At 72.2% G+C, this 18997-nt stretch carries 19 protein-coding genes; 8 read left to right on the forward strand and 11 right to left on the reverse strand.

Going from position 1 to position 18997, the window contains the following annotated elements:
- Nucleotides 1-5: 5 nt before the first annotated feature.
- The 3 genes from LZ495_RS01940 (at nucleotide 6) to LZ495_RS01950 (ending at nucleotide 3202) form a co-directional block, all read left to right on the forward strand.
- Complete coding sequence (locus tag LZ495_RS01940) at nucleotides 6-1208, forward strand: CaiB/BaiF CoA transferase family protein (RefSeq protein ID WP_235050052.1); 1203 nt, start codon at nucleotides 6-8, stop codon at nucleotides 1206-1208.
- A gap of 90 nt (nucleotides 1209-1298) precedes the next feature.
- Entirely contained in the window at nucleotides 1299-2102 is an 804-nt protein-coding gene (locus LZ495_RS01945) for an SDR family NAD(P)-dependent oxidoreductase (RefSeq protein WP_235050053.1), read from the forward strand.
- A 116-nt stretch (nucleotides 2103-2218) separates the two neighbouring features.
- Nucleotides 2219-3202, forward strand: a complete 984-nt coding sequence (locus LZ495_RS01950) for a sigma-70 family RNA polymerase sigma factor (protein ID WP_235050054.1) — start codon at nucleotides 2219-2221, stop codon at nucleotides 3200-3202.
- Here LZ495_RS01950 and LZ495_RS01955 read toward each other — a convergent pair.
- Complete coding sequence (locus LZ495_RS01955) at nucleotides 3199-3597, reverse strand: STAS domain-containing protein (RefSeq protein WP_235050055.1); 399 nt, start codon at nucleotides 3595-3597, stop codon at nucleotides 3199-3201. The genes LZ495_RS01950 and LZ495_RS01955 overlap by 4 nt on opposite strands.
- Nucleotides 3598-4269: 672 nt before the next feature.
- A complete protein-coding gene (locus LZ495_RS01960; protein WP_235050056.1) occupies nucleotides 4270-4431 on the reverse strand; it encodes a hypothetical protein in 162 nt (53 codons plus the stop codon).
- A gap of 22 nt (nucleotides 4432-4453) precedes the next feature.
- Between LZ495_RS01960 and LZ495_RS01965 the strand changes: the two genes are divergently transcribed.
- Together LZ495_RS01965 and LZ495_RS01970 are read left to right on the forward strand one after the other, a co-directional pair.
- A complete protein-coding gene (locus LZ495_RS01965; RefSeq protein WP_235050057.1) occupies nucleotides 4454-4948 on the forward strand; it encodes a hypothetical protein in 495 nt (164 codons plus the stop codon).
- Between the two features lie 106 nt (nucleotides 4949-5054).
- Nucleotides 5055-5513: a MaoC family dehydratase gene (locus LZ495_RS01970; RefSeq protein ID WP_235050058.1), complete on the forward strand. Its 459-nt coding sequence runs from the start codon at nucleotides 5055-5057 to the stop codon at nucleotides 5511-5513.
- An 85-nt stretch (nucleotides 5514-5598) separates the two neighbouring features.
- Here the strand turns inward: LZ495_RS01970 and LZ495_RS01975 are convergent, their stop codons facing one another.
- From LZ495_RS01975 to LZ495_RS01985, 3 genes are all read right to left on the reverse strand, one after another.
- Nucleotides 5599-6825, reverse strand: coding sequence for an NADH:flavin oxidoreductase (locus LZ495_RS01975; protein WP_235050059.1), 1227 nt, complete (start codon nucleotides 6823-6825; stop codon nucleotides 5599-5601).
- 5 nt (nucleotides 6826-6830) lie between these two features.
- Entirely contained in the window at nucleotides 6831-7499 is a 669-nt protein-coding gene (locus LZ495_RS01980; protein WP_235050060.1) for a TetR/AcrR family transcriptional regulator, read from the reverse strand.
- Between the two features lie 392 nt (nucleotides 7500-7891).
- Nucleotides 7892-8827, reverse strand: coding sequence for a universal stress protein (locus LZ495_RS01985; RefSeq protein WP_235050061.1), 936 nt, complete (start codon nucleotides 8825-8827; stop codon nucleotides 7892-7894).
- Between the two features lie 269 nt (nucleotides 8828-9096).
- Here LZ495_RS01985 and LZ495_RS01990 point away from each other — a divergent pair, with 269 nt between their 5' ends.
- Nucleotides 9097-10140, forward strand: coding sequence for an SPFH domain-containing protein (locus LZ495_RS01990; RefSeq protein WP_235050062.1), 1044 nt, complete (start codon nucleotides 9097-9099; stop codon nucleotides 10138-10140).
- Nucleotides 10141-10144: 4 nt separating this feature from the next.
- A complete protein-coding gene (locus LZ495_RS01995; protein ID WP_235050063.1) occupies nucleotides 10145-11035 on the forward strand; it encodes an NAD(+)/NADH kinase in 891 nt (296 codons plus the stop codon).
- Between the two features lie 92 nt (nucleotides 11036-11127).
- Here the strand turns inward: LZ495_RS01995 and LZ495_RS02000 are convergent, their stop codons facing one another.
- Nucleotides 11128-11322, reverse strand: coding sequence for a DUF2304 domain-containing protein (locus tag LZ495_RS02000; protein ID WP_235050064.1), 195 nt, complete (start codon nucleotides 11320-11322; stop codon nucleotides 11128-11130).
- 363 nt (nucleotides 11323-11685) lie between these two features.
- Here LZ495_RS02000 and LZ495_RS02005 point away from each other — a divergent pair, with 363 nt between their 5' ends.
- Nucleotides 11686-12930, forward strand: a complete 1245-nt coding sequence (locus LZ495_RS02005) for a cytochrome P450 (protein ID WP_235050065.1) — start codon at nucleotides 11686-11688, stop codon at nucleotides 12928-12930.
- Here the strand turns inward: LZ495_RS02005 and LZ495_RS02010 are convergent.
- The 5 genes from LZ495_RS02010 to LZ495_RS02030 all read right to left on the reverse strand — a co-directional run bounded on the left by LZ495_RS02010 (nucleotide 12917) and on the right by LZ495_RS02030 (nucleotide 18769).
- A complete protein-coding gene (locus LZ495_RS02010; RefSeq protein ID WP_235050066.1) occupies nucleotides 12917-15166 on the reverse strand; it encodes an NACHT domain-containing protein in 2250 nt (749 codons plus the stop codon). The genes LZ495_RS02005 and LZ495_RS02010 overlap by 14 nt on opposite strands.
- 59 nt (nucleotides 15167-15225) lie before the next feature.
- Nucleotides 15226-15882 (reverse strand): hemerythrin domain-containing protein, encoded by a 657-nt coding sequence (locus LZ495_RS02015; RefSeq protein WP_235050067.1) that lies wholly within the window; start codon nucleotides 15880-15882, stop codon nucleotides 15226-15228.
- Nucleotides 15883-16135: 253 nt separating this feature from the next.
- Nucleotides 16136-16822 carry a uracil-DNA glycosylase gene (ung, locus tag LZ495_RS02020; protein ID WP_235050068.1) on the reverse strand — a complete coding sequence of 229 codons (687 nt, stop codon included), beginning with the start codon at nucleotides 16820-16822 and terminating at the stop codon, nucleotides 16136-16138.
- A gap of 206 nt (nucleotides 16823-17028) precedes the next feature.
- Complete coding sequence (locus tag LZ495_RS02025; RefSeq protein ID WP_235050069.1) at nucleotides 17029-17586, reverse strand: DoxX family protein; 558 nt, start codon at nucleotides 17584-17586, stop codon at nucleotides 17029-17031.
- Nucleotides 17587-17752: 166 nt separating this feature from the next.
- Nucleotides 17753-18769, reverse strand: coding sequence for a WD40 repeat domain-containing protein (locus LZ495_RS02030; RefSeq protein WP_235050070.1), 1017 nt, complete (start codon nucleotides 18767-18769; stop codon nucleotides 17753-17755).
- Nucleotides 18770-18997: the final 228 nt, after the last annotated feature.

The following is an 18997-nucleotide window of genomic DNA, read 5'->3' on the forward strand; positions in this document are numbered from 1 at the left end:
AGGCCATGCCCATGGACCACGCGCCGAGCCCCCCGCCGGAGGCAGCGGAGGACACCGAACCGGGCGCGGGTCCGCTGGCCGGCATCGTGGTGGTGGCCCTGGAGCAGGCGGTGTCCGCGCCGTTCGCGACCCGGCACCTGGGCGACTACGGAGCCCGCATCATCAAGGTGGAGCGGCCGGACGGCGGGGATTTCGCGCGCGACTACGACGACCTCGCGAGCGGCATGGGTGCGCATTTCACCTGGTGCAACCGCAACAAGGAGTCGGTCGCGCTCGACCTCGCCTCGCCCGAGGGGCGGCAGGCGATGGCCGCCCTGCTCGCGCGCGCGGACGTCTTCGTGCAGAACCTGGCGCCCGGTGCGGCCGCCCGACTCGGCCTGGGCGGCGCCGAATTGACGCAGCGTCATCCCCGGCTGGTGGTGTGCGAGGTGAGCGGCTACGGCGTGGGCGGGCCGTACGACGCGCGCCGCGCGTACGACGTGCTCGTGCAGGCGGAGGGCGCGGTGGCCACCGTGACCGGTTCGCTGGACGAGCCGCTCAAGGCGCAGGTGCCGGTCGCCGACCTGGCCACCGGCCTGTACGCGCTGTCCGCGATCACCACCGCGCTGCTGCACCGCGAACGCACCGGGCGCGGCTGCGTGCTGCAGGTCTCGATGCTCGACACGATCGCCGAACTCATGGGCTACTGCACGACGGTGGTGCGGCACGGTGGTACGCCCGAGGTGCGCCGTGGCATGAGCCACCCGGCCATCTCGCCGTACGACGCGTACCGTGCGGGCGACGGCCGCCATGTGGTGGTCAGCGTGACCAACGACCGCGAGTGGGCCCGCCTGGCCGAGCATCTGCTGGGCCGGCCCGAGTTGGCCCGCGACCCGGCGTTCGCGAAGAACCCGGACCGGGTCCGCAACCGCGCCGCGGCGGATGCGCTGATCTCCGCGGCGCTCGCCGCGCACACCGCGGACGCCGCCATTGCGCTGCTCGAAGCGGCCGGGGTGCCGTGCGGCAAGGTCAACTCGGTCGCCGAACTCGTCGACCACCCGCAGCTGACCGCGCGCGGCCGCTGGCAGCAGGTGGGCTCGCCGGTCGGCCCGATCCCCGCACTGCTGCCCCCGGTGGTGTCCGACACCTGGGCGCCGCGCCTGGATCCGGTCCCCGCACTGGGCGAGCACACGGCGAAGGTACTTGCGGATCTTGACGATCCGTCATAAGTACTTAACCCAGTCAATGATTCCGGGAGTCGGGGCCGGGGACCGGATTCCCGGTGCGGCGCCCGCCGCCTCGCCGTGGGGAGAACCAGCATGGGCCGACTGCAGGACCAGGTCGCGGTCATCACCGGCTCGGGAGCCGGGATCGGCCGCGGTATCGCCCGCAAGATGGCCGCCGAGGGCTCGCGCATCCTGGTCAACGACATCCGCGCCGAGCACGCCGAGGCGGCTGCCAAGGCGATCGCCGACGACTTCGGCGTCGACGTGCTCGCGATACCCGCCGACGTCACCGTGAAGGAGCAGGCGGTCGGCCTGGTCGAGGCCGCGGTGGCCCGCTGGGGCCGCATCGACACGCTCGTCAACAACGCCTGGGGCGGCGGCCGCATCAACCGCCTGGAGAACAAGACCGACGAGATGCTCGAACACGGCCTCCATATGGGCCTGTGGGCGGGCTGGTGGACGATGCGCGCGGCCTTCCCGCACATGCGGGACGCGGGCGGCGGGAGCATCGTCAACGTCGCCTCCCTCAACGGCGTCAACGCGCACCAGTTCACCGCGGAGTACAACATCTCCAAGGAGGCGCTGCGCGCGCTGACCCGCTCGGCGGCCCGCGAGTGGGCGCCGCACCAGATCCGCGCGAACGTCATCTGCCCCGGTGCCAAGACCGACGCCTTCGCCGCGTACGCCCGGATCAACCCGGAGGGCGCCGCCGAGGCCGAGGCCCGCAACCCGATGGGGCGCATGGGCGACCCGGAGGACGACATCGGCGGCGTCGCCGTCTTCCTTGCCTCCGCGGACGCCCGGTATCTGACCGGCAACACCCTGTTCGTCGGCGGCGGCAGCCACATCAACGGCGTCTCCTGGGCCCCGGTCCCGGAGGAGGAGCGCGCGAAGTAGCCCGCTGCGTACGGACGGTTGCGCAAGGTCCGCGAATTCGCCGCATGTCGCGGGCCGGGGCGCGGCCCGCGGCATGCACGCGCGATTTGTCGGACCGCACGTCTAGGCTGCGATATGTGATCGATGCCGACGGAACCGCGACGCTGGAACTCGCGCTCGAACAGCACCGGACCGAGTTGACCGGCTACTGCTACCGCATGCTCGGCTCCCCGTTCGAGGCCGAGGACGCCGTCCAGGACACGATGGTCCGCGCCTGGCGCGGCTACGACAAATTCGAGGGCCGCGCGGCCCTGCGGTCGTGGCTGTACCGCATCGCCACCAACGTGTGCCTGGACATGCTGGGCGGCAAGGAGCGCAAGGCCAGGCCGACCGACTTCACCACGGTCGGCTCGGCCTCGGACCCCTCCCTCGCCACCCACCCGGAGAACACCTGGCTGGCCCCGACGCCGGACCACAAGGTCCTCGTCGGCGGCGACCCGGCCGACGTCGTGGTCGCGCGCGACTCGGTGCGGCTGGCGTTCGTCGCCGCGCTGCACCACCTGCCGGCCCGGCAGCGCGCCGTGCTGATCCTGCGCGAGGTGCTGGCCTGGCCGGCCGCCGACGTGGCGGAGCTGCTGGACACCTCGGTCGCCTCGGTCAACAGCGCCCTGCAGCGTGCCCGCGCCACGCTGGCCGCGGCCGATGTGGCCGCGACCGACCTCGAGGAGCCGGACGACGAGGCGCAGCGGGTCCTGCTGGCCAAGTACGTCAAGGCGTTCGAGACCTACGACCTGGAGTCGCTGGCCGCGCTGCTGCACGAGGACGTCACGCTGTCCATGCCGCCGTTCGAGCTGTGGCTGCGCGGCGCCGACGAGATCCGCACCTGGATGCTCGGCACCGGCAACGGCTGCCGCGGCTCGCGCCTGGTCCCGGTGGTGGCCGCCAACGGCACGCCGGCGTTCGGGCAGTACCGCCCGGCCGGGCCGGGGCGGTACGAGCCGTGGGCGCTCCAGGTCATCGAGATCGCCGACGGCCGCATCGTCGGCCTCAACTCGTTCCTGGACACCGATCAGCTGTTCCCGCTGTTCGGCCTGCCGCCGCACCTCGAGGACGAGGACTAGAGCAGCAGCCCGGAGACCGGGTGCGGGCCCGCCGCCGGCGGTGGCGGGTCCGCAGGTGGCGCGGGCGGGCCGTCCGCCGGCTCGGCGGCGTCCAGCGGTACGGCGGCCGCGAGGCCGACCAGGCCCAGGAGTTCGCCCAGCTCCGCCGGGGCGTCTCTGACCTGGTAGACCCGGCCGCGGCGTTTGGCGGTCAGGCGCAGCCGGGCGAGGGCGTCGATCAGTGCCAGGTCGGCGGGGCGCCCGGGCGGCACCTCGCAGACGAGGCGCGCGTCCGGGAGTCCGGCCAGCCGTTCGTCGGCCAGCGCGCACAATGCGGGTACTTCGGCCCGGGTCAGGGCGCCCAGCGCCACCACGACCTCCCCTGCGGCCACGCGCACGCCAACCCATCCGCCCACGTCGAACTCCTCCCGTAGCGCCGGTCCTGCGCCCGGCGAGGGCGCGGCACGGCGGATCGAAGGCCGCGTCGTCCCGAAGCCCCGTGCAATGGAGACCGTGGCGCCGCCGGAAACTCATCGCACCCGGTCGGCGGCCTCGCGCGCAGTGGACAGAACCGGTCGCGGAACGGGCGGACTGCGCCGCGGAACCGGCCGTGCACAGCCCGGATTCGAGGGACTTCTGCCTGCTGGCGGTACGTACGCCGGTGGTAGGGTCCCCGCCGTTGATCGACGAAACGGGGCCGTGATGGGGAACTGGCATTCGCCGCCGAACGATTCGGGCGGAGCGGGAGGATACGGCGGGCCGGGAGGGTCGTGGCCGGGCGGCCCGGGACCGCACGACCAGCCGCCCGGCGGCTCGGGACCGGGGTTCGGCGGGAGCGGCCCCGGCGGTCCTGGCGGGCTCGGCCCGGCCGGCCCGGGCGGCCTCGGCATGCCGCCCGGCGGTGCCGGGCAGCCGAGCAGCGGCGCCCAGGCCGGCGCGGTCGTCGGGGTCATCGCGCTGATCATCGCCGTCATGGCGGTGCTCGCCGGAGCCAGCGGAGGCGGCAGCAAGGTGCCGATCGGGGCGGGTTCGTCGGGCGGGGGCGGGTTCTCGTCGTCCGGCAGCGCGTCGTCGAGCGGGTCCTCGGGCTACAGCAGTTCCGGCGGGTCGTCCGGCTCCGGGAGTTCGTCGGGGTCCTCGTCCGGGTCCGGCTCGTCGGGGTCGTCCGGGTACAGCTCCTCGGGGTCGTCCGGGTACAGCTCGTCCGGGTCGTCGGGGTACAGCTCTTCGGGTTCGTCCGGCAGCGTCACGCCGCGGGCCACCGAGGACCCGGTGGACCAGGCCTTCCGCAAGATCCAGACCGGCCACTGCCTGAGCCAGTACTGGGAGGACAAGGCGTTCTCCGAGAAGACGCCCTCGGTCGTCGCGTGCGACCGGGACAACGCGTACCTGCACGTCACGCGGGTCGGCACCAGCTCCAGTGCCTGCTCCGAGAGCGGCGAGGGCCGCTCGTACTGGCGGTCGCCGGACGGCGGCACCGTGCTGTGCGTGGAGCGCGTCTTCCACGTCGGCGACTGCTTCCCGGTCCAGTGGACGCAGAAGGACAAGAACTCCGACATCCGCGCGACCGCCGAGCTGTTCACCCAGTGGCCGTGCAGCTCGAACGAGGTGCCGAGCGGGAACAACGGCATCGTGCGCATCACCAAGATCTACAAGTGGCAGACCGGGCAGACGTACCCGTGCGGCCGCGATGCGAAGAACCGCAACGAGCTCTGGTACCCGCTCGAGGACCGCAAGATCAGCATCTGCTCGGCCTTCACCGACTGATCCGCAGGGCCGATTCCCGTATGACAAGCGCCACCTGGCGGTCCGTCAGATACGCGGTGCTTGCTATACAGGGGATGCCGACAGTCCAGCCGAACACGGAGATCACATGGCCGTCACGACCTTCACCGATCTGCAGCAGATCAAGGACTCGCTGGGCAAGCACCTCGGCTACAGCGAGTGGCTGGAGGTGACCCAGGAGCGCATCAATCTGTTCGCCGATGCGACCGGGGACCACCAGTGGATCCATGTGGACGTGGAGAAGGCGAAGGAGGGCCCGTTCGGCGCCCCGATCGCGCACGGCTACCTGACGCTGTCGCTGTCGAACCTGTTCCTGCCGCAGATCGTCGAGGTGCAGAACATCTCGATGGGCGTGAACTACGGGGTCGACAAGATCCGCTTCCCGAACCCGGTCAAGGTGAACCAGCGGGTGCGCGGCGGGGCCGAGATCGCCGCGGTGAGCGACATCCCGGGCGGCATCCAGGTGACCATCAAGATCACCATCGAGATCGACGGCGAGGCCAAGCCGGCCTGCATCATCGAGTCGCTGACCCGCTACCTGGTCTGAGACGCGCCGATACGCGCAAAGCCCGCGGGGCCCGTACGCCGGACAACCGCCGACCGGCCCCCCCGTGTTTCGCCCGTCCCGGCGCTCACACGACCGTCGGGGGCTCCGGGTCGATGACCACGCAGCGGGTGCCGGAGTAGATCGTCGGCATGCAGCGGTTGCAGTGGATGCACAGCGACTTGACGGCCTGCCGGCTCTCGTCCGCGGCGATCCGGTTGATCAGGTCCGGCTCGCGCAGGATCGCGCGGCCCATCGCGACGAACTCGAAGCCCTCGCGCATCGCGAGGTCCATCGTCTCGCGGTTGGTGATGCCGCCCAGCAGGATCAGCGGCAGGCTCAGCTCGGCCCGGAACTGCCGGGCGAACTCCAGGAGGAACGCCTCCTGGTACGGGTAGGCGATGAGGAACTTCTTGCCGACCAGCCGGATGCCGAGCCGGGTGGGCTGCGGGAAGTTCGCGGCGAACTCCGGGATCGGGGCGTCTCCGCGGAACAGGTACATCGGGTTCAGCAGCGAGCTGCCGGCGGTGAGTTCGAGGGCGTCGAGGCCGCCGTCCTCCTCCAGCCACTTCGCGGTCTGCAGGCTCTCGGCGAGGTCGATGCCGCCGGGGACGCCGTCGGACATGTTGAGCTTGGCGGTGACGGCGATGCGGTCGCCGACCGCATCGCGGACCGCACGGCACACGCCGCGGGCGACCTTGGCCCGGTTCTCCAGCGAACCGCCGTACTCGTCCTTGCGCTTGTTGAGCTTGGGGCTCAGGAAAGCGCTGGCGAAGTAGTTGTGGCCGAGGTGGATCTCGACCGCGTCGAAGCCGGCCTCGACCGCGGTCCGGGCCGCGTTGGCGTGCGCCTCGGTCACGCGCGCGATGTCCTCGGCGGTGGCGGGCTTGCTCGACTTCATGCTGATCGGGCTGAAGAGCTTGCCCGGGGCGAGCGCGGGCAGCCCGTTGGACTTGGCGTTGGCGACCGGCCCGGCGTGCCCGATCTGGGCGGACACCGCGGCGCCTTCGGCGTGCACGGCGTCGGTGAGGCGGCGCAGCCCGGGGACGGCCTCGGGGCGCATCCATATCTGGTGCCGGTCGGTGCGGCCTTCGGGGGCCACCGCGCAGTAGGCGACGGTGGTCATGCCGATGCCGCCGGCCGCGGGCTTGACGTGGTAGTCGATGAGGGCGTCGGTGACGAGCGCGTCGGGGGTGACGCCCTCGAAGGTGGCGGCCTTCACGATGCGGTTGCGCAGGGTGAGCGGGCCGAGTTTGGCGGGCTCGAAGACGTCGGGGACGGTCGGCGAGGCCGGGACGCCGGGGGCGGGGGTCATGGGGGTCACCTTTCGGCGGGTGGACGTTCCGGTGCGGAGGCAGCGGGCGCGGCCGGGGCGTCGAGCCCGGCCGCGACGAATGCGGCGACCTCGCGCGCGTCCGGCGGCGGTACGGCGCCGATCCGGTCGGCGGGGGCGAGGGGTTCGCCGTAGGTGTGGAGGAGCAGCGCGAAGGCGAGCCGCCAGCGGTCGCGGACCGCGCGGGCGTCGAGGTCGGGGCGCATCGCGGCGAGCAGTTCGCGCCAGGGGCGGTGCTCGAACCACGGGTCGTCCCAGGGCAGCCGGTCGTTGCCGAGCACCACGCGGGCCAGCAGGTGCAGCAGCATGCGGCCGTCGGCGGTGCGGGACAGGGCGTCGAACGGGCGCACGATGATGTCGGCGAGCTCGGCCGGGGTAGGCGTCCAGCCGGACGCGCACCGCTCGGTGAGCGCCTGGAGGTCGCCGGCCCACAGCGGTCCGAGACGCTGCTGGAGGAGCGCGACGACCAGGGCTTCCTTGGAGCCGAAGTGGTAGTGCACGGCGGCCGGGTTCATGCCGGCCGCGGCGTTGACCGCACGGACCGAGACCTTCTCGTAGCCCTGCGCGAGGAAGAGCCGCTCGGCTTCGGCGAGGAGGCGCGCCCGGGTGGCGGCGGTGGCGCCGTTCGGGACGCGCGGTTTGTCGGTGGTGCCCATGGGCGGACATGAGAGCACGATCCGCGGCACTTTTCAATCAGTGATTTAAAAATGCCCCCGCCGAGCAGAACGGCGTACAGGCGCCCAGCTCCCGCGGCACTTTACACTCCTTGTTTTAAACGGCCCGCGGACGAGCTGACGGTGACTCAGGACCGCGCTGCCGGTCGGCCGCCCAGGAGCCGCGGGCGCCGGATGGAGGCAGCGCGAGCGGGCCCCGAGGGTGGGGGCGACGCGGGAGGGCGCTGGACGCCGAGGGTGCGGCCGGGCGGCGGGAGACTCCGCTCGCCGGGCGGGTCGGCGCTGGGGCGCCCGGCGGCCGCGCGGGGCGGCTGCCGGGCAGGCGTGGCGGACGTGGGGGCAGCTGCCGCGGCCCCGTGCGCGGCGCCGCCGGATCAGGTCAGCGGGACGACCAGGACCGGGCAGTTCGCGTGTTCGATGACGGTGTGGGCGACGTGGCCGACCCAGTGCCGGAGGAGGCCGTTGCGGTGCCGGACGCCGACTACCGCGACAGCAGCGCCGGCCGTCGCGGAGACGAGCGTGCCGGCCGCATCGCCCAGGATGGCCTGCTCGGTGCCGAACACGTCGGGGTAGATCTCGCGGACCTGGCCCAGGGCCGAGTCCAGGCACACCGCGTGCGCCTCGGTGACCGCCTTGAGGTCCTCGGGGCTGGGCCCGGACATGCCGACGTAGCCGGGCCAGGCGTACGCGTGCACGGCGTAGACGGGCAGGCCCCAGCGGCGGGCCTCGGCGTACGCGGCGCGCCCGGTCGGCGCATCGCCCTCGCCCTGGATGCCGACCACGACCTTGTCGCCGTCCAGCTCCAGGTCGCCGTCGTCGCTGGGGGCGCCGTGCTCGCCGCGCACCACGAGCATCGGGCAGGGCGTGCGGGCGGCCAGGAAGCGGGCCACCGAGCCGAGCAGAAGGTTGGCGAATCCGCCGCGCCCGCGCGAGGAGACCACCAGCAGTTCGGCGCCCTGGGCGGCGTCCAGGAGGACGTCGCCGGGCAGCCCGACCGCGACGTCGCCGTCCACGGACAGGTCGGGGTGCCGGTGCAGGACCTGCGCGGCGGCAGCCTCGACGAGGCGGACGCCGGCGTCCTGCGCGACCGGGTCCGGCGCGGCGTCGCCGTGCTGCGGCGGGGCCGCGGTGGGCACCCGTACGGCGTGCACGATGCGCAGCGCGGCGCCGCGGCGCACCGCCTCGGCGGCGGCCCGCATGACCGCGCGCATTCCCGGGTCGGATCCGTCGGTGCCGACGACGACAAGACCCGGCGGCGGCCCGCCCGGGGCGGGCTGCGGCGGATTGCCGGTCTCGACTGCGGTGCTCACGTGCGCCTCCACGGCTCGGGGCGGATTGCCCGACGGGTACCCGTTCCCATGGATATCCCCACCTGTCTGCCGCAGACAGGTCCGGAGGTCCCGGTCCGACGGGACCATGGGCCTGTCGGCGCGGTGCGCCACCCTGGCCGGAGCCGCCCGCGGCGGAACCGTCCGCGGCCGATATTCGTCTCATTGACGAAAATCAGCGCCCTCGTTATCGTCATCCTGACAAATGAAGATCGGCTTCGCGACCGGTCTCCGGCCCCGGGGGAGTCCCGATGGTCCACATCCAGCGCCGCCCGTTCATCAGCCACCTGCGCGCCGACCCCGTGCAGTGGATCCGCCACCAGCACAGCGGCCAGGTCGTCCACGAGGGCGCCGGACTCGCCTTCTGGTTCCGCCCGCTGACCGCGGCGCTCAGCGAAGTGCCGATCGACGACCGCGAGTTGCCGGTGCTGTTCCACGTGCGCACCAGCGACTTCCAGGACGCCACCGTGCAGGGCACCGTCACGTACCGGATCACCGACCCCGCGGTCGCGGCCACCCGGCTCGACTTCGGCGTCGACCCGGCGACGGGCCGCTGGCGGTCCACGCCGCTCGAGCAGCTGGCCTCGCTGCTCACCGAGAGCGCCCAGCAGCACGCCGTCGACACGCTCGCCGACCTGGACCTGATGGCCGCCGTCACGCGCGGGCTCACCGAGGTCCGCAACCGGGTGACCGCGGGCCTGTCCGAGGACTCCCGGCTGAGCGACTCCGGGGTCACCGTGCTCGGCGTCCGCATAACCTCGATCCGGCCGGAGGCCGACCTCGAACGCGCGCTGCAGGCCCCGGCCCGCGAGCGCGTGCAGCAGGCCGCCGACGCGGCCGGGTTCGAGCGCCGCGCGCTGGCCGTCGAGCGCGAGCGCGCCATCGCCGAGAACGAGCTCCAGAACCAGATCGAACTGGCCCGGCGCGAGGAGCAGTTGGTCGAGCGCAAGGGCCTCAACGAGCGCCGCCGCGCGGAAGAGGCGGCGGCCGCGGCCCGCATCCAGTCCGAGGCGCAGGCCGAGCGCGACCGGCTGTCCGCGGCCACCGCGGCGGAGAACCGCAGGCTGCTCGGTGCCGCCGAGGCCGAGGCGCACGCCGCCCACGTGGCCGCGTACGCAGGCGCCAGCCCGGCCGTCCTGCTCGCCCTCGCGGCGCAGGAACTCGCCGAGCGCTTCCCGGAGATCGGCACCCTCAACATCACCCCGGACCTGCTGAGCGGCGCCCTGAGCCGGCTCGCCGAGGCACCCGCCGCACCGGGCGGGCCCGCGCCGCAGCAGATCCAGCAGGCGCGGTGACGCGGTGGCGCAAGTCCCCCGGGCGGTCTTCGTGCACCGGCAGTCCGCGCTGCAGCAGCTGATCAACCGGCACGGCACGTACAACCAGGGCAGCTTCTTCCTCAGCAACAAGGGGCTGTCCGCGAAGAGCATGGTGGCGCAGAACGACACGGTCCAGGACGCGCTGGCGCTGGCCGGCGCGTCGGTGCCGCCGCACTGGCGGCGCGGCACGGTCGAGCGCGGCGACCTGGACCGGTTCCTGTTCGACGAGCACGACGTGGTCGTGGTGGTCGGCCAGGACGGCCTGGTCGCGAACGTCGCGAAGTACCTCGACGGCCAGCCGGTCATCGGGGTGAACGCGGATCCGGGCAACACCGGGGTGCTGACCCGGCACGGCCCGGACGCCGTCGAGCGCCTGCTGCACCGGGTCGAGGCCGGCACCGCGCAGTGCGAGCTGCGCACGATGGCCGAGGCGCGCACCGACGACGGGCGCACGCTGACCGCGCTCAACGAGGTGTTCCTGGGCCACCCGTCGCACCAGACCGCGCGCTACCGGCTGGCGACCCCGGACGGGCGTACCGAGCGACAGGCCTCGTCGGGCGTGCTGGTCGGGACGGGTACGGGCTCGACCGGCTGGTGCGGCTCGGTGCAGCGCGAACGCCCGGGCGCACCGCGGCTGCCCGGGCCGACGCAGGACCAGTTGGTGTGGTTCGTGCGCGAGGCGTGGCCCTCCCCCACCACCGGCACCGACCTGACGCAGGGCACGCTGGACGGGGCCGCGACGCTTTCGCTGACCGTGGAGTCGGAGGGGCTGGTGGCGTTCGGCGACGGGATCGAGGCGGACCGCCTCGTGCTCTCGTGGGGCGAACGCGTGGACATCGGCCCGGCCGGCAAGCGGCTGCGCCTGGTGGTGTGACGGGGGTCGTACCGGCCGAGGGCACGACAGGGCCGTACGAGGGGCCGGGCCGCCCCGGGAGAGGGGAGGCGGCCCGCCCGTACTCGGCAGACCTAGAAGTTCAGGTTGCCGAGCAGATTCGCGACGCTGTTGCCGCTCGTCCTGATGCTCGGTGCGATGGACGTGCTGGCCAGGTAGAACCCGAGCAGCGCGCAGACGATCGCGTGCCAGATCTTCATGCCGCCCTTGCGGATGAAGAGGAACACGATGACCGCCAGCAGGACGACGACGGAAACGTTCAAAGCCATGGGGACTCCTCGAAGGGGCGCAGGTTAAGCGCAGGGGACGGCACGCTTGCCGCGACCAGGGGGGATGTGTGGCTTTCCAGGCCGCTTTGAACGCTTTTGGCGCAGGCGGCCCCTATCGGGATGACTACCGAAAGTGTCTACAAAGTAGCAAAGCGTCATCTTTTGTCCGGGAGGCGCCGCGCAGGCCGACGGCGTGTCCCGGACAGATCACCCGGACGCCGCGACGGTCAGGCGTTCTGTCTTCCCCGTTCCGGGGCCGCGTGGCATGCTCCGGGGCAGTCGCCACACGCCGCACCCGCGCAGCCGCGCGCCGCGTGCAACACGCCGCACCACCGCACCTTTTCCGTCCACGAAAGGTCCGCCGTGCCCCACCCCGCGCCTGCCTCCGCCGACGTCGCCGAGATCGACGTCTACTCCGCGGACGCCTACGAGAACGGCATCCCGCACGAGTCGTTCGCGACGCTGCGCCGCGAAGCCCCGGTCCACCGCCACCCCGACCCCGAGGTCCCCGAGGGTTTCTGGGCGGTCACCCGGCACGCCGACGTCGTGACGGTGTCGCGCAACCCCGAGATCTTCTCGTCCTACGAGCGCCTGTCGCTGCTGATCGAGCCGGTCGGGGACACCCTCGACACGCAGCGCATGATGATGCTCAACATGGACCCGCCGGAGCACTCCCGGCTGCGCAACATCGTCAACCGCGGCTTCACCCCGCGGACCACGCTGACCCTCGAGGGCAAGGTCGAGGCGGCCTGCGAGCGGATCGTGGACGAGGCACTGGCGCAGGGCGAGGGCGACTTCGTCACCATGTGCTCGGCCGAGCTGCCGCTCGTCGTCATCGCCGACCTGATGGGCGTCCCCCAGGAGCACCGCCACCAGCTCTTCCACTGGTCGAACGCCCTGGTCGGCTCCGAGGACCCGGACCTGCGCAAGGGCGAGGGCCCGGACGCCGGGCAGGCCGTGCAGATGGAGATGTTCGCGTACGCCGACCAACTGGGCGCCGAGAAGCGCGCCTGCCCGGTCGACGACATCGTCTCCAAGCTGGTCCAGCCGGACCGCGACGGCAACGAGCTGACCGCGCTCGAGTTCGACCTGTTCTTCATGCTGCTGGCCGTGGCCGGCAACGAGACCACCCGCAATGCGATATCCGGCGGCATGCTGGCCCTCATCGAGCACCCCGAGCAGTGGGCGCGCCTCAAGGCCGACCCGGAGGGCCTGGCGGCGACCGCGGCGGACGAGATCGTGCGCTGGGTGTCCCCGGTCAACGCGTTCCGGCGCACCGCGGTCCAGGAGACCGAGCTGGGCGGGCAGAAGATCTCGGTGGGCGACAAGGTCATCGTGTTCTACGGCTCGGCGAACCGCGACGAGTCGGTGTTCGAGGACCCGCACACGTTCGACATCGGCCGGGACCCGAACCCGATGCTGGGCTTCGGCGGCGGCGGCCCGCACTTCTGCCTGGGCCGGCACCTGGCGAAGCTCGAGCTGGAGATCATGTTCAAGACGATGGCCCGCAAGTTCGACCGCGTCGAACTGACCGGCCCGGCGCGGCGGATGCGCTCCAACTTCCTGAACGGCGTGAAGGACATGCCGGTCCGGATCATTCCGGCCTGACGGTCTCCCGCAGGGCCGGCTGCTCCTGGCGGCCGGCCCCGCGGCGGCGACCCGTGCCGAGCGGCACGTCGATCCAGATCGAGTCCGCCTCCGGAGCATGCAAGAGCAGCTTGCCGATCCGCCCGATGACGTCATCGGTACGGCCGGGCACACGGGCGTCCCAGAGTCGGCCTACCAACCAGGCCTCGGCTTCGCCCTGAGTCGGCCGAGTGGACCATCTCCAACCGTTGTCGGGCTGCGGCCCCACATACCGCTGCCATTCCCCGGCCATCGACGCCAGGCACAGCGCCGCACACAGCGCGCGGGCATCGTCGTCGGCGAGCCACGGGACCAGCATGAGGGCGGCAGGGCCCGGGCCCATGCCCTGGACAAGACTGACGACCAGCATCTGCTCCCTTCCCCAGGGCCGACCCGTATCGGCTATCGGCTCGAGCGCCGGGATGGCGATCTCCCGCATTGCTGCCAGCGCCGAAAAGGCCTCTTGGGAGCGGGCGAACGACCTGACCAGGATCTCGGCGGCTTCGGGAAGGCTGGTGTAGGCCAAGGCATCCGCGGCGAACCTGTGCAGCCCTGCCCCGTTCCCCGGATCCGCCAACACGCTCGCCAGATAGGCAAGTGTCCTTTCGCCGCGCGGAGTCCGCGCGGCCGCCACCCGGCCGAATTCGCCGGTGAACCCCCAACCGGGCCTCGGAGCGGACGCATTGTGCTCAGCTCGCTCCTGCGCGTACGCCACGATGAGGTCGGCGATCTCGTCCGCCACCGCGTGCACCTCGGCCAGCGCCTCGAAGGCCAGCAGCCCGTCCACCGCGAAAAGCTGCTCCAGGAATTCCGTGCAGTCGCGTTCCGCCATCCCGCACCACAGCAGCACGGTCTCGCGCCAGCGCAACCGGTCGTTGCGGAAGCGGCCGAGCAACTCGTCCGGCCGGTCCTGGAGTTGGCGGGCCGCGAAAAACTCCTGGAGCGTCAGGTGCGCGAACTGGACCTTGTCGCCGCCGTCCACGTACACCAGCAGCCCACTGCGGTGCACGATCTCGTCCAGCATCTCCCGCGCCTCGGACGGGTCGCGGTTCAGGTCCGGCAGCTTTTCCGCGATCAGCCGGACCACCTCGTGGTACGGCAGCGCCAGGCGGTCGGCGTCCATGACGCCGCCGTTCTCCATCGCGGCCAACGCCACGGCCTGCAGCACGATCTTCTTCTCCGGCCCCACATAGCGGTTGTGCCGGTTGTTCCAGCGGTGCAGCAGCTCGGTGGTCACCTCGTTGTAGAACTCCGCCCGCGAGTGCGGCAGTCGCTTGCCGCTGTGCACGTACACCTCGCTGTAGAGCCACGCGATCATCGTGAGCAGCAGCGGGTTGCGGGCCAGCTGCATGACGCGCGGCGCGTTCCGCAGCGCGGCCATCAGTTGCTCGACGGTCGAGCGCCCTTCCGGCAGCCCGGGCCAGGCCTCCAGAAAGCGCCGCATCAGCCGGTCGTCGAACTCCCCGATCCGCACCTCGTCGGCGAACTCCGGCCGCAAGCCGCCGTCATACACAGCCGATCTGCAGCTGACCACGATCCGGCACTCCGGGTACGCGGTCGCGAAGTCCCTGATGCCGCCCATCGCGCGCATGCGGTCTGCGCTGTCGACCTCGTCCAGGCCGTCCAGGTAGACGGTGAGCGTGCCGGCCTCCAGCCGCCGGGCCACGAATTTGTCGGCCCGCGGGAAGCGGTGCCGGGCGAACTGGTCGACGATCAGGCGGCGGAACGCGTCCGGCCCCTCCACGTCCACTAGGCCGTTGAGCCGGTGGAGCTCGACCAGTACTGCCACGGCACCGCGTCCCGGCTTCGGGGCCGTAGCCCAACGGAGCAGGCTGTGCCGCAGCAGGACCGACTTCCCCGCCCCGGGATCCCCGATCACGACCGCCCGCCGGTGCGCGTGCAACACCTCGTACGCGTCCCGCCGCTCGTCGGCCCACCCGAACTCGTGGACTGCCAGCGGGACGTAGATCTCGCTCATCTTCAGCGTGCCGCGCGTGGCAAACGGCACCGGGACCGCCTCGTACGCCTCGGCCACCGAGCGGGCGTACCGCTTGAGGACGGTACGCCGCAGCAGCGCGCTGCCCGCGAGCCGGTCGAGGGCCAGGTTGTAGAGCTTTGCCGCGGCCTTCTCGATGGAGTCCTTCAGCAGCGCGAGGACCACGCCGGCGAGGAACAGCCCCGCCCCGACTCCGATCCCGGTGACACTCGCCCAGTCCATCGGCACCCCCGCAACCAGGCTAGAACCAGCGCCACTTGCGGGGGCCCGTTTGCCGCCGCCTACGTGGTTCCGTAGGCGGCGGCCCTGCGGCGGGCGTACTGGCGCCGCCACGCCAGCCGCCACATCACGCCCGCGCCCGGCGGGGCGAAGCGGAGCAGACGGATCTGCTCGACCGGGTCGGCGTGATGCAGATAGAGGGAGATGAACACGGGCAGGTCGCGGCCCCAGCCGCGCAGGGTGCGGCGTACCAGCCTGCCGTGTTCGCGGTTGCTCACGTGCCGCCGCATGAGGGGGAACAGGTCGCGCTCCTCCTGATAGGTATGCCGGGCCACGAGATCGTGCAACCGGCCTACCGCGGGGGCGCGTTCGCGGAGCGGAACGCGGACGTCGGCGGCGCGGCGGGTGAGGGTGTCGAGCGAGTCGTGGTCGCCTTCCAGGTCGCTGAAGACGCGTCCGGGGACCGGGGCGCGCAACCGGGCCCGGACGCGCGGGTAGACGACGGTGTCCTCTTCGCGGTGGTGGGCCGCCAGGAAGCGCAGCACCAGGGCCAAGTGCTCTTCCACTGCCTGGACTTGGCGGATGTCGGCGGGGTTGACCTCGCGGGTGGCGACGGCCAGCCGGGCCAGTTCCTCGCGCAGTCCGCGGTGCGCGAGGTAGCCGGGCGTCAGGTCGGGAGGAGGAGAGGGAAGGGAAGGACGAACAACGGTTGATGCCACAGGGGACCGCCAGACGTGCGCTCGAACCGAGCCTCACAGCTTGGCACACGGCGCGGCGCCGTTCCCGCCGGACAAGATGGTTTTACGCCGTTCTCCGAAACTGGCCCCAAGTCGACCGTTCCCGGCGGAAATCCCCGGGAAGGACCGGGAAATCGGTGTCCGAAAACGACGCTCCGCGACCTCGGATGACCGAGGCCGCGGAGCGCTGGTGGTGCGGTGGTGATGCCGTGGTGCCGTGGTGGCACGGGAATTGTCAGGCGTCGACCTTGCCGAGGTCCGGGATCTGCCAGTCGATCTTGCCGTGGCCCATCTTCTCCAGCGCGGCGTCGATCTGCGAGAACGGCTTGCTGCCGAAGAACTTCTTCGCGGACAGCGGGGAGGGGTGGGCGCCTTCGACGATCACGTGCCGGGACGTGTCGATGAGCGCGGCCTTCTTCTTGGCGTGCGCGCCCCACAGCAGGAACACGACCGGCTGCTCGCGGTCGCTGACCGACTTGATGACCGCGTCGGTGAAGCGCTCCCAGCCCTGGCCCTTGTGCGAGGCGGCCTCGTGCGCGCGCACGGTGAGCACGGTGTTGAGCAGGAGCACGCCCTGCTCGGCCCACGGCATCAGGTAGCCGTTGTCCGGCACGGTCAGGCCGATGTCGGTGACCGACTCCTTGTAGATGTTGCGCAGCGACGGCGGCACCTTGATGCCGGGGCGCACCGAGAAGCACATGCCATGTGCCTGGTTGTTGTCGTGGTACGGGTCCTGGCCGACGACGAGGACCTTCACGTCCTCGTACGCCGTCGCCTCGAGTGCCGCGAAGACCTCGTCCTCGGGCGGGAAGACCTCGTGTGCCGCGCGCTCGGCGTCGACGAACGCGGTGAGTGCGGCGTAGTAGTCCGCGGTCAGCTCGTCGGCGAGGACCGGGCGCCACGACTCGGGCAGCGTCTGCACAGCAACAACCTCCACGCATTGGTTCGACTTCGGCGCCCGGGGCACGCGCGGGGAGCCGCGACGGATCGCGGCCCGCACCGGTCGGGTGCAGCGCCTTCGTGTCCACCCAACGTAGTCGCCCGGGACGACAACGGGGGCGGCACCTGCCGGTTCGACCGATCGACCGGCGGTGCCACCCCCGCATGTGCTTGTGCGCGGCGTACGGATCAGACCGTTTCGTCCGGCTTTTCCTCGGGCTTGTAGCAGAGCTTGAGGAGCAGGGCCGCGTTCGCGATGCCGAGGCCGGCCGCGACGAGCGCGGGCTTGGCGCCGGAGGATTCGCGGCCGAACAGCCGGTCCACCGAGTACTTGCCGTTGCCCAGGCCGGCCAGCGCGACCGCGGCGCCGCCGACGACCGCGCAGTACTCCCAGCCGCCCTTGAAGACGAAGTAGCCCTTGCCCCGGTGGTCGGTGCGCGCCGCGACCGACATCAGGCCGACGGTGGCGGCCGCGGGCAGCGGGTTGGCTATGCCGAGGGTGAGGCCGACGCCGGCCGCCATCTCGGTGCCGGCCGCCATCTTGGCGTGAACCTCGGCGGGCTTGAGGCCGAGCGCCTCGAACCAGCCGGTGGTGCCCTTGAGGCCGCCCGGGCCCGCGACCTTGTTGTAGCCGTGCGCGAAGAGCATCGGGCCCAGGGTGGCGCGGAGCACCAGGGCCGCGACGTCCTTGCCCGTGCCGTCCGCCGCCGCCTTGCCGGCCGCGGCCGCCTTCTTCCTGCCGAACATCGCCCACCTCATCTTTTCGCCACCGCGACCGTCGCCGAGGACCGGCCGGCGCACCTGCGGACCGCCGTGGGGCAGAACGGATCTGACCCACCGTCACATTGCTTGTGCAACCTACCGGACGCAGGGCTGGATGCGCCGTGGCGAACGTCATTCCGCGGCGGCCTGCTCAGCGGGCGGCGATCTCCGGGAAGCCGGCTGCGGTGACCTTGCCCGCACGGTCGGCGTACAGCAGCGCGTCCGCGCCCGACCAGGCCAGGGCGACGACCGGGGCGCCCGTGTGGCGGCGGGCGACCGGGACCGCGGAGCGGCGTGCGGAGCCGGCCCGGACGTCCCACAGCGACACCGTGCCGTCCACTCCCCCGGTCGCGACGACCGCGCCGCGGGCCGCCGGGCGCCACGCGGCGACGCCCATGCCGATGCGCGCTTCGAGGCGGCGCGGGCGGGGGCGGACGCGTCCGCCGCGGGCGGCGAGGTCCCACACCGTCAGCCCGCCGTCGACCTCGGCGGCCAGCCACTGGCCCGTGGCGTCCAGCGTGAGGCCGTCGATCAGCCCGTGGCCCTGCGTCGGGAGGTCTTCGTACGTGCCGCCGATGCCGCGGATGTAGACGCCCGGGCCGTCCCCCGCGGCGCACAGCCACGCGCCGTCGGTGCCGCCCGCGAGGACGCGGACGGGGGCGGGGTACGACCAGGCGGCGACGCGTCCCCGTGCGGAGTACGCGTGCGCCTCGCCGCCGACCGCCACCGCGATCATGCGGCCGCGGTCGAACCAGGTCATGTCGTCCACCGCGACCGCCCCGTCCACCGGGCGCCACTGCTCCATCCCGGTCGCGGCGTCGAAGACGCGGACCGTGCCGGCGGACGAGACCGCGCACAGATTGCCGTCGGTCCAGGCGAAGCGCGACGCCGCCTCGGTGGTCCGCATCATCACCGCGCCGTCGGCGATCCGCCACAAGGCGTATCCGCGGGGGCCGGCGAGGGCGACGACGGTGCCGTCCGGGGAGAACTGCACCTGGCGGGCGCCACCCGGCAGCACGAGCTTGGCGAGGAGCCGGCCGGTGGCCATGTCGAGCAGGTTGACCGCGCCCCCGTGCCCGGCCACCACGCACTGGGTGCCGGAGACCGCCAACGCGGCCGGTACGTCGTCGATTTCCCGTTCCCAGCCCAGTGCCGCCTGCGTCGCCATGACACCCATCGCGGTCCTCTCGTCCGGTGACGCGGCCGGGGAACCGCCCGGAACCGCCCCGAACCGCCGCCCGCGACGGCAAGCCTCTCGGCGCCATGTTACGGGCGTGAAAATTTCATCGTTCGGTTCCGTTTCCGGTTGACTTTTTCGGCCGATTCGATCATGCGTTCCACGCAAGGATCTTGACGGGCCGTCATATGTCGCATCGGACCGCGCCGGACGCAGGGC

It is taken from the genome of Yinghuangia soli (genome assembly GCF_021502675.1).
Classification (GTDB): Bacteria; Actinomycetota; Actinomycetes; order Streptomycetales; family Streptomycetaceae; genus Yinghuangia; species Yinghuangia soli.